This window comes from Mycobacterium sp. URHD0025, assembly GCF_000426065.1.
Lineage (GTDB): Bacteria > Actinomycetota > Actinomycetes > Mycobacteriales > Mycobacteriaceae > Mycobacterium.
In genome coordinates this window covers 45,668-58,652 of the sequence record NZ_AUEQ01000010.1, presented here as the reverse complement: position 1 = coordinate 58,652, position 12,985 = coordinate 45,668, and the positions used below count along the sequence as shown (strand labels likewise).

Sequence of the window (12,985 nt, the reverse complement as noted above, 5' to 3'; positions counted from 1 at the left end):
AACGCATGACTCAGCCGGCTGAACAGTTTCTGCCTCCGATGAAGTGGAATGCCTGGGGCGACCCGCAGGCCGCCAAGCCGCTGTCCGACGGAATCCGGTCCCTGCTGCAGCAGGCTCTCGGCGTCGATGCCGCGACAGCCGAAGAGGTGACGCCCGAGCAGGTGCAGTTGCGTCCGTCGGCGCTGTCGGAGGCCGATCGGGACGCCCTCACCGCGATCGTCGGCGCACAGCATTGCGGTACCGACACCATGTCACGGCTGTTGCACGCCGGCGGCAAGTCGACACCGGATCTGCTGCGCCGCAACGCTTCGGGTGTACAGGATGCGCCCGACGCGGTGCTGCTCCCGGGGTCCGAGGACGAGGTCGCCGCGATCCTGGCTTGGTGCGCCGAACACCGGATCGCCGTCGTTCCGTTCGGCGGCGGGACGAGCGTCGTGGGTGGTCTCGATCCGCTGCGCGGGGGCTTCACTGCCGTCGTCGCGCTCGACCTACGCCGTCTCGATGAACTACACAGCCTTGACGAGGTGGCCGGTGAGGCCGAGCTCGGCGCGGGCGTGACCGGACCACAGGCAGAGGCATTGCTTGGCGCACAGGGCTTCTCGCTGGGCCATTTTCCGCAGAGCTTCCAGTTCGCCACCATCGGTGGGTTCGCTGCGACCCGCTCCTCGGGGCAGGATTCCGCCGGATACGGTCGCTTCGATGACATGGTCCGCGGCCTGCGAGCCGTCACTCCGGCCGGCACACTGGACCTCGGGCGGGCACCGGCCTCAGCAGCCGGTCCGGACCTGCGTCAGCTGCTCCTCGGCTCGGAAGGCGTTTTCGGCGTCATCACCCGGGTTCGGGTGCGCGTGCATCCGGTACCTGAGACCACACGCTACGAGGCCTGGTCCTTCCCGGACTTCGCCACCGGCGCCGAGGCCCTGCGGGTCGTCACCCAGACCGGCACCGGGCCCACGGTGATCCGGCTCTCCGACGAGGCCGAGACCGGGGTGAACCTGGCCACCACGGAAAGCATTGGCGGGCAGAGCATCACTGGCGGTTGCCTGGCCATCACCCTGTTCGAGGGCACCGCGGCGCACACCGAGAGCCGCCACGCCGAGACCCGGGCCGTCCTGGAAGCTCACGGTGGCACCACGCTGGGCGATGCGCCCGCCCGGGCCTGGGAGCACGGCCGGTTCAATGCCCCGTACCTGCGCGACTCTCTGTTGGCTGCCGGCGCGCTGTGCGAAACACTGGAGACCGCCACGACGTGGTCCAACCTGGCCGCACTCAAGGCCGCCGTCACCGGTGCGCTGACCACCGCGCTCGCCGAATCCGGCACGGCGGCCCTGGTGATGTGTCACATTTCGCATGTGTACCCCACCGGCGCCTCGTTGTACTTCACGGTCGTGGCCGCCCAGCGCGGCAATCCGGTCGAGCAGTGGCAGGCCGCCAAGAAGGCCGCTTCCGAGGCGATGGTGCGGGGCGGCGGCACCATCACCCACCACCATGCGGTCGGCGCCGACCACCTCCCGTGGATGCGTGAGGAGGTCGGTGAGCTCGGCGTCGCGGTACTGCGGGCGGTCAAGGCCACGCTGGATCCGGCCGGAATCCTCAACCCGGGCAAGCTGATTCCGTGAAGCAGGTCACGGTCCTGACCAATCCCATGTCTGGACATGGCAATGCACCGCATGCGGCCGAGCGGGCAGTCGCCGCGCTTCAGCGACGCGGTATCGATGTCTGCGCGATCGTCGGGACCGACGCCGCGCACGCCCGCCGTCTGGTCGACGATGCCCTCGACCGCGGCACGGACGCACTCGTGGTGGTCGGCGGCGACGGCGTGATCTCGCTGGCACTGCAGGCCCTTGCCACCGGCGACGTGCCCTTGGGCATTGTGCCCGCCGGGACGGGAAACGACCATGCCCGCGAATACCGCCTCCCTACAGGCGATCCCGAGGCCGCCGCCGACATCGTGGCCGATGGTCACACCGAGACGGTCGACCTCGGCCACATCCTGGATACCACCGGTGCGGTCAAGTGGTTCGGCACCGTGATGGCCGCCGGATTCGATTCTCTGGTCAGCGATCGGACGAACCGGATGCGCTGGCCGCACGGGCGGATGCGCTACAACGTGGCGATGCTCGCCGAGATTTCGAAGTTACGGCTGCTGCCGTTCCGGCTCACGTTCGACGACGGTCCCGAGATCCGCACCGACCTCACCCTGGCGGCGTTCGGCAACACCCGCAGCTACGGCGGCGGCATGCTGATCTGCCCCGGCGCCGACCATTCGGACGGCCTGCTCGACGTCACGATGATCACGTCGGCGTCCCGCACCAGGCTGATCCGCCTGTTCCCCACCGTTTTCAAGGGCACCCACGTCGACCTCGACGAAGTGACCACCAAACGCGCCAAGACCGTGCACGTCGAATGTCCGGGCATCAATGCCTACGCCGACGGGGACTTCGCACTCCCGCTGCCGGTGACGGTGTCCGCGGTGCCAGGGGCGCTGCGCTTGCTCGTGCCCAGGCACTCCTGAACGAATTCGACGATGCAGTCCTGGGCCTGGCGGCTCTCCGGAAGGAACGGTAGGAACGCCGGAAACGCATGGAGCTGACCGGGCCAGACCTTGAGTGTGCATGACCGCCCCGCATCGGTCAGCAGCTCGTGCATGCGTTCGGCATCGCAGCACAGCGCCTCGGATTCCGCCGCGATGATCAGGCTCGGCGGAAAACCGGTGAGTACTCCGTTGACCGGTGACAGGGCGTGACCGTCCGAGTTCTTGGGGCCGACGCATTCGACGACCATCGGCAGGGCAAGTCCGATGCCCATCCGGTCTGCGGCGAAGTTGGGATGCCCAGCCCGGCGTTCACCGTCGAGTTCGAGCAGCGGACTGATACCGATGACGCCGGCCGGCACCTCGACTCCTTGCTCCCGAGCGGCGAGAACGGTTGCGAATGCCAGGAATCCACCTGCCGAGTCGCCGGCGACGACTGTGCTGGCAGGGTCTGCGCCCTGACCCAGCAGCCAGCGGTAGGCGCGCAGGCAGTCCGCTACGGACTCGTCGACTGTCACGTCGGGGTGCTGCCGGTACTCGACGTGCACAACGGGAAGTTGGGTTCGGCGGGCAAGCGCGACCACGACGTGCGAGTGGGTATCGAAGCCACCGAGAACGAATCCCCCACCGTGCAGGTAGAGAATGGCACCGTCGGCGAGCGGCCGGTGAGCCGATTCCACGGTGCGGATCGTCTCGAGGGTGACCCGGCCGAGCGTGATCCGGCTGACCTGCAGGCCCCGCCGCGGGCGCAGGCGCTGGAGTCGCGCGAGCGCGTTGATCCGGCGGCCGATCGTGGCGAGGCGGTCCTCTACGGATCGATGTCCTTGGTAGGCAACCGATCTGCGCACCTGGACGAGGATTGTCCGGTGGGCGATGGCGTAGCACGCCCGGGATCTGCGGCTGGGGCGTCGTGTCGACAGTGTGGTGGGCGGTGATGCCATCCCTACTCCTTCGGGTTACTTCGGCGCCCCAAGGGCGGCAAGCAGTTTCACGAGGTGTCCGAAAGCGTCGGTGAACGGCCGCGCAGGGACCGACGGATCGATGGCCCGTTGGATGCCGAGGCCGATCCCGGCACTGAGCAGCAGGTTGCCGAGGTCTTCCAGGCTCGCCGCGACCTCACTGTTCGCCAGTTGCGCTTCGGTCAGCCCGAGTTCGGCAGACATGGACTGCAGCACGTCGATGACCATCTGCGCGGCCTCGTTGCGCAATGTGGTGATCATCTCGGCGAGCTCGGGATTGTTCCGTGACAGCACCGCGAATTCGAGTTCGAGCATGGTCCAGCCGACATCGCCGGCGGTGCGTTCGAGCCACGCACTCAATGCCGCCACCCGGCCTTCCAGTTCCGCATCGGAGATCGCGAGTGCGGCCATCTCGGCGAACTTCTCGCGGTGGATGAGCTCGAGGACGTCGCGGCACAGGTTGGGTTTGCTGCCGAAGTTGGAATACACGGCACCCTTCGAAAAACCCGCGTCGTCGGCGATGTCTTCGAGGCTGGTGGCCGCGTACCCGTGGCGCAGAAACCGCTGTTTGGCGGCCTCCAGGAGTTCGGCCCGCGTCTGTTCCTGGCGTTGAGCCCTGGTCAGCCGCGGCATCCGCTGATGATAGATCGCAGCGGACTCGGGGTATTGAATTAACTCGAAGTATTCAGATACCGTCAGTATGCGAATGGGACGGCTGACGACCTTCAGGGAGGCATGGCGTGCGGTTTTCACACGCGGAGGTGTCTGTCGACGACGCGGTGGTGGTGGTCACCGGCGGGGCACGTGGCATCGGGGCGATGACGGCGGAGCTCTTTTCCGCCCGGGGCGCCACGGTATGGATCGGCGACGTCGATGCCGACGTGGCCGCCACCACGGCAGCCGGCATCCCCCGCTGCCGGGCGGGGCACCTCGATGTCACCCAACGGTCGTCTTGGGAACGTTTCGTCGCAGACGCGGTCCGCGAGTCGGGGCCCGTCGACATCCTGGTCAACAATGCCGGGGTCATGCCGCTCGGCGCGTTCGACGCCGAGGACGAGGCCACCACTGACCTGATCCTCGACGTCAACGTGCGCGGAGTGCTGAACGGCATGCGGACCGTGGTGCCGTCGATGGTGACCCGCGGTCGCGGTCACGTCGTCAACGTGGCGTCGATGGCCGGCATGATCCCGATCCCGGGAATGGTGACCTACAACGCCAGCAAGTTCGCCGCGCTCGGTGCGTCACTCGCGGCACGTCGCGAGTACGCGGGAACCGGAGTCACGGTATCAGCGGTGCTGCCGTCAGCGGTCCGCACCGAACTCGCCTCGGGCGTGCCACTCGGAAACGGCCTTCCCACTGTGGATCCCGATGACGTCGCACGGGCGATACTCAAGACCACCCGTACGCGCGCCGCCCGCACGTCGGTACCCGGTTGGGTCGCCCCCGGGTGGGCACTCGTCGATGCCCTGGTCCCCGAACGATTGCAACGGGCGGTGCGCGACAGGATCAACGACCGCCGCGCGCTGACCGCCCTTGACGAGCAGGGCCGGTCCGCTTACCTGCAGCGCCTTGACCGGCAATCGAAAGCCCATGCGGCACCGCATGATTCCGGACGGGTCGAATGATGCGCGAGGTCCGTATCGTCGTCATCGGCGCCGGGATGGCCGGCATCGCCACCGCCTATACGCTCAAACAGGCCGGATTCACCGATTTCACGATGCTCGAGAAGGGTTCGGACGTCGGCGGAGTCTGGCACTGGAACCGCTATCCGGGACTCACCTGCGACGTCCCGTCGCAGATCTACCAGTTCTCGTTCGCACCGAAGCCTGACTGGGACCACATCTGGGCCGGCGGTGCGGACATCCAGCGCTACCATCGCGACGTCGTCGAACGGTTCGGCCTCGAGGCGCATCTGCGGTGCAACACCGAAGTCACCGAGGCGCGTTACGACAGTGCCACGACATCGTGGACGCTCACAACCGGTGAAGGTGACACTCTCACAGCCGATTTCGTCATCTGTGCCACCGGCGTGCTGCATCATCCGTCGATACCGGAGATCCCCGGCATGGACGCTTTCGCAGGGCAGATCGTGCACACCGCGCGTTGGGATCCAGATGTGGTGACCGACGACAGACGCATCGCCGTGATCGGTACGGGATCCACCGGTGTCCAGGTGGTTTCGGCTCTTCAACCGAAAGCCCGCACACTCGTGCACTTCGCGCGATCGCCGCAGTGGATCCTGTGGGCGCCGATGTCGCTGCGCCAGCCCTCGCTCCTCGCCAAGGCGCTGCGCCGGCGGCCGAAGTGGCATGACCTCCTCTTCCGGCGGCTGCAGTGGGCGTCCGGAATCCTCGCCGATGTCGTGACCAGGCCATCGTGGCGGCGCCGGCTGGTGCAGTCCTATGCGCGATTGAGCTTGCTCGCCCAGGTCCGCGACCCCGCGCTGCGGGCGAAACTCACCCCTGACTATGAACCGCTGTGCAAACGGCAGGTGGTCTCGGGCTCGTATTACCGGGCCATCAAACGGCCCAACGCGAGCCTGATCGACGATCCCATCCGGGAATTCACCGCCACCGGCATCCGCACTGCCGACGGCACTCACCACGATGTGGACGTTGTGGTGCTGGCCACCGGATTCCAGGCGCACAATTACATGCGGCCGATGACCGTCGTCGGCCGCGACGGCATCACCCTCGACGACGCGTGGATCAAGGGCCCACGGGCGTACCGCATGACGGCGATCCCCGGGTTTCCGAACCTGTTCACCGTGCTGGGACCGAACTCGCCCACCGGGTCCATCCCACTGCAGTATTCGGCCGAACTCACCGCCCGCTATATCGTGAACTGGCTCAAGCGCTTCCGGAACGCAGAGCTCTCCGAGGTCGAGGTGACCGAGAAAGCCACCGACGAGTTCAACGCCGCCGTCGCCGACGGCCTCGGTCCGACCGTCTGGAACACCGGCTGCAACTCCTGGTACTTCACCGAAGCCGGAACCATCGATCTCTGGCCATTCGACAGGGCCACCCTCACCCGGATGCTATCCGAACCCGACACTGCCCACTACCGGATCAGGTGACGCAAGGCTTCGCAGTTCAGACCCGGTTTTCGGCGAATCGGCGTGTTTGCCCGACGCCGTGAAGAGCACACGGTACGTTTCGCTTGGGCCGGGGTTTTGAGTGAGTGGACTGGTACGGAGCTTCATGGAATCGACCAAATACATCGGCCGCGTCGGCGCACTGGCCGTTGCTCTCGGCATCGGAACGGCATTGACCTCAGGGACCGGAATCGCCTGGGCCGAAGGCGGGTCCGGCGATCCTGGCAAATCCAGCGCCGGAACCTCCGAGGGCGCCACCTCGAGCTCGCCCGGGAAGAAGTCTCCGAGCAAACCTTCGGACACCGACAAAGCCAACACCACACCGTCGCGGACGCTGTCGAAGATCGGCGAGCGTGTCCGGCAGGAGGTCGAGTCCAGCCTGGACGGCGTCGGTGAGGCCGTGAAGCGGACGCAGGGCCGGCTGGATTCCGCACGCACGCCGCTGCGCAGCCGGGCGACCAAGCCCCGGAGCAAGATTCAGGGCACACTCACCGGCGTCCGCGACGACAGCGACAGGGCCGAAGCCGCAGACAAGCCCGGCACCACCCGGGTCGTCCCGGACGCTGCGAGCGCTGCGCCCGATCTACGGCGCGCACAACCACCCAGCACCGTGGTCGTCCGACTGCGCGAGGGCTCCAGGGACATCGCCGAGCGCAGCCTCGACGTCGTCTCGTCGCCGAGCTCTCGGACCACAGCCCTCGACGCTCCGCCCGCATCACAGGAAAAAGCAGCAGCGCCGGTCGCCATACCCGAGCCCGAGCCAGTCGCGCCCAAGGTCGCCGCGCCGCCGGTGGTCTCAGCGCTGTTGAGCGTCGCCGGGTTGTCACCGTTCGGCGCGGGCACCAGCCCGGTGGCACCCGCCCAGTCCCCCGCACTGTGGGCCATGATGGCCTGGACCCGAAGAGAATTCGAGCGGTCGATCAACCCGCTGAGTTCCCGCGTCATCTCGGCCAAGGATGCCGCCTCGGTGGTCGCCGAGGGTGACATCCAGCCGATGGCCGCCGTCGGCCCGAATGTGGCTACGCAGACCGATGATTTGACGCCCAAGCCCCAGGTTCCGGCATCCCTGGCGGAATTCACCAAAGCGATCGGCCCCGTCACCGGGCCCGGCGTCACCGATCACTGGTACGTCGCGGGCACCGACCTCGGCATCATGTGGAACAGCGGGTACACCGATCCAGTGACCGGGAAACCGATCATCTACACGCTGTTCGGCGATACCTACAGTGAGCCGGGCATGGCGGGCGACTGGCGCAACAACGTGTTGTTCCGCACCGCCGACACGGACCTGTCCGACGGTCTCCAGTTCAGCGATGCGCTGATCCACGCAGGCGCAGGGCCGGGTGTCCCCGGCACTCCGACGTGGTACGGCACCGGCGGCGATCCGGCCGGGGCGGCACAGATCATTTACGATCCGGGCGGCCTCAACGGACTGTTCGGCACCACGTACACGATGATCCCGACCTCGGCGATCGCGATCGAAAACCCCGATGTCGACAGCGGTTACACCCAGTACGCCACGGTGATGTCGATCCGTACCTGGGACAACCCGGGAAGCTGGACCACCAACTACTCCGGTATCGCCTACTCCAACGACGGCGGGAAGACCTGGACCGTCGACCCCGAGACCGTGCGCTCATCGGGCTGGTTCCGTTCGAGTAAGCCCTACGTACCGGGCGACGAGCACTTCCAGCAGAACGCTCTGGTGATGTCGGACGATCCGACCGATCCCTACGTCTACGTGTACGGAACGCCTTCGGGCAGGCAGGGTTCGGCGTACGTGGCCAGGGTCGAGAAGGATCAGATCGCCGATCTGGATGCCTACGAGTACTGGGCCGGCGAGGATGCGAGCGGCGCCGGGCAGTGGGTGACCGGTGATCCATCGGCGGCGGTTCCGGTGTTCGGTTCCAGCAGAACCGGATTCCTGCCGACGGTGTACCGGGTCGCGGACTTCTTCACGTTCGGGCTGTTCACCAAGGTCGCCAACGGCATCTGGGTCGGCGGACTGCCCACCGGAGGCAATGTCAGCGAGATGTCGGTGCAGTACAACGAATATCTGGGCAAGTACGTCGTGCTCTACACCGATGGCGGTAACAACGTGGTGATGCGGGTGTCGGACTCGCCCCAGGGCGAATGGTCGGACACCACGACGCTGGTGAAGAACAACCTGACGACCAACACCGGCATGTACGCGCCGATGGTCCACCCGATGTCGGGCACCGACTACTTCAACACCGTCGACGCCAACGGCAATGTCGTCGAGGACAACTCGCGGTACCTGTACTACAACCTGTCCTACTGGGGTGAATACAACGTGCAGTTGATGCAGACCGACCTGGAGTCGATGAAGACGGTCTCGGTGTGACGATGTGTCGAGCGTTCGCGTCGAGTGCGGCGGCGCTGTCCGTGGCCGCCGCACTCGCCACGGGTGCGTGTGCACACGCCGATCCGGAACCGGTGCCGGCCGGACCGTCGGAAACCACGGCGCCGCAACCAGATGCTCCGTGTGCTGATGGTCTTGCCGGCGCCCTGACCCCGGCCGATCCCGGAGCCATCGGCAACAACCGGCGTCTGCTGCAGTGCGATGACGGCACGTGGCAGGCGTTCGGTGGTCCATACCCTTCGTCGGACCGCTGGCTGACCACTGGGCCTGAATTGGTCGTGCACGGCCAGGGCCGGCGGAATCCGGAAGCCGCGGCGGGCACCTGGACGGGGATGCCGCAGACCACCGAGGCGCGCTGCAGTGCCGAAGTTGTCGACGTCGTCGCGGCGGGTCAGACCTCAGGGCCCATGACGTCAGCGGCTGACCCGGGCCAGCCGCTGACGCTCGAAATAAGCGATCACATGTTCACGGTGAAGCTCAGCGGCTACTGCCTCTGGGCGCGTAGCTGACGCGCTATCCCACGCCCCGGTTCAGCCAGGACACCTCGGCGCCGTCACCGCCGTTGCGGTAAGGCTCCAGGGATTCGTCCCACGCGGTGCCCAGCACGGTGTCGAGTTCGGCTGCCAACATGTCGGCGCCGCCGGCCATCAGGGAGCGCAGCCGCATCTCGCCCACCATCACATCGCCGTTGGCACTCATCGCGCCACTCCACAAGCCCAGCTGGGGGGTGTGGCACCAGCGGTGTCCGTCCACACCCGCGCTCGGGTCCTCGGTCACCTCGAAGCGCAGCACTGACCAGGAGCGCAGGGCATTGGCCAACTGCGCCCCGGTGCCGACGGGCCCAACCCAGTTGGTCACCGCGCGCAACTGGCCGGGCATGGCCGGTTGCGGTGTCCACTTCAGGTTCGCCCGCGCCGACAGGGTCGACGACAACGCCCACTCAACATGCGGGCATACCGCCGCGGGTGAGGCGTGGACATACACCACGCCCGTCGCCGCGTCGGCGAACTGGTTCGACGCACGCATTTGCTACTCCTTCGGATCACGAGGGACGTCTTCCCCAACGGCCTGGTGATTCCGATCGAGCATGCAGTTGTGTGTGCCGCGCGTGTCTATTGTGCCTTGTGAGGCGCGTGTTGCGCTAGTGTGTCCCGTTTTCTCTCAGCACTCCATCAGACACAGCGGGCCACAGCGGGTACGTCCAGTCCCCGAAGTCGCGGTCGGTGAGCACCACCAACGCCAGGTCAGCGACCGGATCGACCCACAAGAACGTCCCCGACTGACCGAAATGACCGAACGTGCGCGGAGAGTTTGCCGAGCCCGTCCAGTGCGGGGTTTTGCCGTCGCGCACCTCGAAACCCAGCCCCCAGTCATTGGGCCGTTGCACACCGAAGCCGGGCAGCACCCCGTCCAGCCCAGGAAACTGCACCGTGACCGCGTCGTCGTGCAGTTGCCGTGACACCAGCGCCGGGCGCAACAACTCCCGGGCGAACGCCGCCAGGTCGGCAACGGTGGACACACCGCCGTAGCCGGCGGCCTCCGCTCCGCCCAACAACGTCGACGCGGACATCCGTAGCGGCTCGAACACCGCCTCTGTGAGGTAGGCGCCGAACTCGATGTCGGCGGCCGCCTCGAGCGCGCGGGCCAGGAGTTCGAACCCGTAGTTCGAATAGATGCGACGCTGCCCCGGCCGGGCCAGCACCTCGGCCGACCGCATGGACACACCCGACGCATGCGCCAGCAGGTGGCGAATCGTCGAGCCGGGCGGTCCGGCGGGAGTGTCGAGCTCGACCGCACCCTCTTCGATCGCGATCTGCACGGCCCGAGCCACGAGCGGTTTGGTGACCGACGCCAACGTGAAGGGCTTGCTCGTGTCTCCATGACTGGCCAGCACCCCCGAGGGGCCGACCACCGCGGCAGCGACGGAGTCGACCGGCCAGGTGTCGAGAACGTCGAGAACCATCAGGACCGTCTGTTCTTCGCGCAAGCTCTCATCAGGGCCGTCTGTTCTTCGCGCAAGCTCTCATCAGGACCGTCTGTTCTTCGCGCAAGCTCTCATCAGGACCGTCTGCTCTTCGCGCAAGCTCTCATCACCCGCGAAATCTATCTGGTCCGCCCCACACTCCGGCTAAGCAATTCCTCGACCATGCCCGCGGCCACCGCGTCCACGTCGGCGACCAGGCGACGCAGGCCGACCACGCGTCGGATCAAATCCGCCGGATCGGCGTGACCGACCGCTGACAGTCGGTGCACATCGCAGAGAGCGCGGTACGCCGACTGCGTCGATTCCGGCTCGGTGGCGTCACACCACCGCTGCATCGATTCCGTCCAGGACTCGACGCGGTCATCCGCGCCCTGTCGGTGGGCCAGGGTCAACGCCCGCCGGTACACGTCGGCCGCCCATTCCATCGGCACCGGTTCGCCGAGCACCGGCAACAGCACCTGATCGAGGGCCTGGTATCCGGCAGCGTCGCCCGCAGCGGCAGCGGCCGTTCCGGTGAGTGCCCGCGCCAGCGTGTCCAGGGCCGCATCCTCCAAGTTCTCCGCAACGGCAGCCAATTGCCTTGTGACGGTGCTGAATTGGTCACGTTCTCCGGCGTCGGCCGCCGTCACTGCAATCAGGTACGCCAGATAGCCGTGTGCAGCTGTCTCGGGAACACCGTCGAGCAGTATCTGCGCTCGCTGCGCCCAGCTGCGGGCCAGCGCCAGGTGCCCGCGGGCCAGCCAGGCCAAGCCCAGTTCGGCGGCCTTCATCGCCGCCTGCACCGGGTCGGTCCGCAGCAGACGGGTGTGCACCCGCTCGTTGATCCGTACGGATTCGCGGCCGTGCCCCTGACGCCACGCCGCCGAGGCGTATACGGCAAGATCATCGGTGTCGAGGGTCTGCAGCCCATCGACCCGGCTGAAGGATTCATAGCTGGTGCGCCAGTCATTTCGCCGGTACGCCGTGCGCGCCACCACCAGCAGTTGAGTTCGATCGTCGACCACAACCCACGGTAACGCGATCCTGTGCGGCCCGGCCGGGATTCGTCCGGCCATGAGATGGCGCCACTAATTGGACACCTGTCCGGTCTGCATTAAGTTATAGGCATGCCTCAGACAGTGCGTGGTGTGATTTCCCGGAGTAAGAAGCAGCCCGTCGAGTTGGTCGACATTGTGATCCCGGATCCGGGTCCCGGTGAGGTGGTGGTCGACATCATTGCCTGCGGGGTGTGCCACACGGACCTGACCTACCGCGAAGGCGGCATCAACGACGAATATCCGTTCCTGCTGGGACATGAGGCCGCAGGCACCGTGGAATCGGTCGGCGACGGGGTCACCAACGTCGAACCGGGCGACTTCGTCATCTTGAACTGGCGCGCGGTGTGCGGACAGTGCCGCGCCTGCAAGCGCGGGCGCCCGCATTTGTGTTTCGACACCCATAACGCGGCCCAGAAGATGACGCTGACCGACGGCACCGAGTTGACCCCGGCGTTGGGCATCGGGGCGTTCGCCGACAAGACCCTGGTGCATGAAGGTCAGTGCACCAAGGTCGATTCGGCGGCTGACCCGGCGGTGGCCGGGCTGCTGGGCTGCGGGGTGATGGCCGGCATCGGCGCGGCGATCAACACCGGTGCGGTGACCCGTGACGACACGGTGGCGGTGATCGGCTGCGGCGGTGTGGGTGATGCCGCGATCGCCGGTGCCGCGCTGGTGGGCGCCAAGAAGATCATTGCCGTGGATCTGGATGACCGGAAGTTGGAGTGGGCCCGGGATTTCGGTGCCACCCACACCATCAACGCCCGTGACCTCGACCCGGTGGAGACCATCCAGGATTTGACCGGCGGTTTCGGTGCCGACGTGGTGATCGATGCGGTCGGTCGCCCGGAAACCTGGAAGCAGGCGTTCTACGCGCGCGATCTGGCGGGCACCGTGGTGCTCGTCGGTGTGCCCACCCCGGACATGACCCTGGAGATGCCGCTGGTCGACTTCTTCTCCCGCGGTGGGTCGTTGAAGTCCTCGTGGTACGGCGACTG

Annotated in this window: 12 protein-coding genes; 7 read left to right on the top strand and 5 right to left on the bottom strand. The window is 66.8% G+C overall.

What is annotated here, in order from left to right; all coding sequences use genetic code 11:
• Positions 1 to 38: 38 nt before the first annotated feature.
• Positions 39 to 1,619, top strand: coding sequence for an FAD-binding oxidoreductase (locus tag H977_RS0115355; protein WP_029108682.1), 1,581 nt, complete (start codon positions 39 to 41; stop codon positions 1,617 to 1,619).
• A complete protein-coding gene (locus H977_RS0115350; RefSeq protein WP_029108681.1) occupies positions 1,616 to 2,515 on the top strand; it encodes a diacylglycerol kinase in 900 nt (299 codons plus the stop codon). The genes H977_RS0115355 and H977_RS0115350 overlap by 4 nt, the downstream gene beginning before the upstream one ends.
• On the opposite strand, the gene H977_RS33280 is transcribed toward H977_RS0115350, so the two are convergent.
• Both H977_RS33280 and H977_RS33275 read right to left on the bottom strand, forming a co-directional pair.
• Positions 2,425 to 3,474: an alpha/beta hydrolase gene (locus tag H977_RS33280; protein ID WP_051288879.1), complete on the bottom strand. Its 1,050-nt coding sequence runs from the start codon at positions 3,472 to 3,474 to the stop codon at positions 2,425 to 2,427. The genes H977_RS0115350 and H977_RS33280 overlap by 91 nt on opposite strands.
• A gap of 15 nt (positions 3,475 to 3,489) precedes the next feature.
• The gene (locus tag H977_RS33275) at positions 3,490 to 4,245 is read right to left on the bottom strand and encodes a TetR/AcrR family transcriptional regulator (RefSeq protein WP_231395967.1); all 756 of its coding nucleotides are present in this window, start codon (positions 4,243 to 4,245) and stop codon (positions 3,490 to 3,492) included.
• Between H977_RS33275 and H977_RS0115335 the strand changes: the two genes are divergently transcribed.
• From H977_RS0115335 to H977_RS0115320, 4 genes are all read left to right on the top strand, one after another.
• Entirely contained in the window at positions 4,233 to 5,117 is an 885-nt protein-coding gene (locus H977_RS0115335) for an SDR family oxidoreductase (RefSeq protein ID WP_036476144.1), read from the top strand. The genes H977_RS33275 and H977_RS0115335 overlap by 13 nt on opposite strands.
• The gene (locus tag H977_RS0115330; RefSeq protein ID WP_029108679.1) at positions 5,114 to 6,568 is read left to right on the top strand and encodes a flavin-containing monooxygenase; all 1,455 of its coding nucleotides are present in this window, start codon (positions 5,114 to 5,116) and stop codon (positions 6,566 to 6,568) included. Before H977_RS0115335 ends, H977_RS0115330 begins: the two co-directional genes overlap by 4 nt.
• A 124-nt stretch (positions 6,569 to 6,692) precedes the next feature.
• The gene (locus H977_RS0115325; protein WP_029108678.1) at positions 6,693 to 8,951 is read left to right on the top strand and encodes a DUF4185 domain-containing protein; all 2,259 of its coding nucleotides are present in this window, start codon (positions 6,693 to 6,695) and stop codon (positions 8,949 to 8,951) included.
• A gap of 2 nt (positions 8,952 to 8,953) precedes the next feature.
• Positions 8,954 to 9,478: a hypothetical protein gene (locus H977_RS0115320; protein WP_029108677.1), complete on the top strand. Its 525-nt coding sequence runs from the start codon at positions 8,954 to 8,956 to the stop codon at positions 9,476 to 9,478.
• 4 nt (positions 9,479 to 9,482) lie between these two features.
• Here the strand turns inward: H977_RS0115320 and H977_RS0115315 are convergent, their stop codons facing one another.
• From H977_RS0115315 to H977_RS0115305, 3 genes are all read right to left on the bottom strand, one after another.
• The gene (locus tag H977_RS0115315; protein ID WP_029108676.1) at positions 9,483 to 9,995 is read right to left on the bottom strand and encodes a DUF3145 domain-containing protein; all 513 of its coding nucleotides are present in this window, start codon (positions 9,993 to 9,995) and stop codon (positions 9,483 to 9,485) included.
• A 115-nt stretch (positions 9,996 to 10,110) separates the two neighbouring features.
• A complete protein-coding gene (locus H977_RS0115310; RefSeq protein ID WP_029108675.1) occupies positions 10,111 to 10,935 on the bottom strand; it encodes a serine hydrolase domain-containing protein in 825 nt (274 codons plus the stop codon).
• A gap of 137 nt (positions 10,936 to 11,072) precedes the next feature.
• Positions 11,073 to 11,957: a hypothetical protein gene (locus H977_RS0115305; protein WP_029108674.1), complete on the bottom strand. Its 885-nt coding sequence runs from the start codon at positions 11,955 to 11,957 to the stop codon at positions 11,073 to 11,075.
• Positions 11,958 to 12,059: 102 nt separating this feature from the next.
• Between H977_RS0115305 and H977_RS0115300 the strand changes: the two genes are divergently transcribed.
• Positions 12,060 to 12,985, top strand: a 926-nt coding sequence (locus H977_RS0115300; protein ID WP_231395966.1) for an S-(hydroxymethyl)mycothiol dehydrogenase, incomplete at its 3' end; no start/stop codon positions are given.

Bases quoted from the DNA above. Each gene is read 5' to 3' on its own strand.
- H977_RS0115355 (WP_029108682.1), top strand. From the start codon at position 39: ATGAAGTGGAATGCCTGGGGCGACCCGCAGGCCGCCAAGCCGCTGTCC.
- H977_RS33280 (WP_051288879.1), bottom strand. From the start codon at position 3,474: ATGGCATCACCGCCCACCACACTGTCGACACGACGCCCCAGCCGCAGA.
- H977_RS0115330 (WP_029108679.1), top strand. From the start codon at position 5,114: ATGATGCGCGAGGTCCGTATCGTCGTCATCGGCGCCGGGATGGCCGGC.
- H977_RS0115325 (WP_029108678.1), top strand. From the start codon at position 6,693: ATGGAATCGACCAAATACATCGGCCGCGTCGGCGCACTGGCCGTTGCT.
- H977_RS0115320 (WP_029108677.1), top strand. From the start codon at position 8,954: ATGTGTCGAGCGTTCGCGTCGAGTGCGGCGGCGCTGTCCGTGGCCGCC.
- H977_RS0115315 (WP_029108676.1), bottom strand. From the start codon at position 9,995: ATGCGTGCGTCGAACCAGTTCGCCGACGCGGCGACGGGCGTGGTGTAT.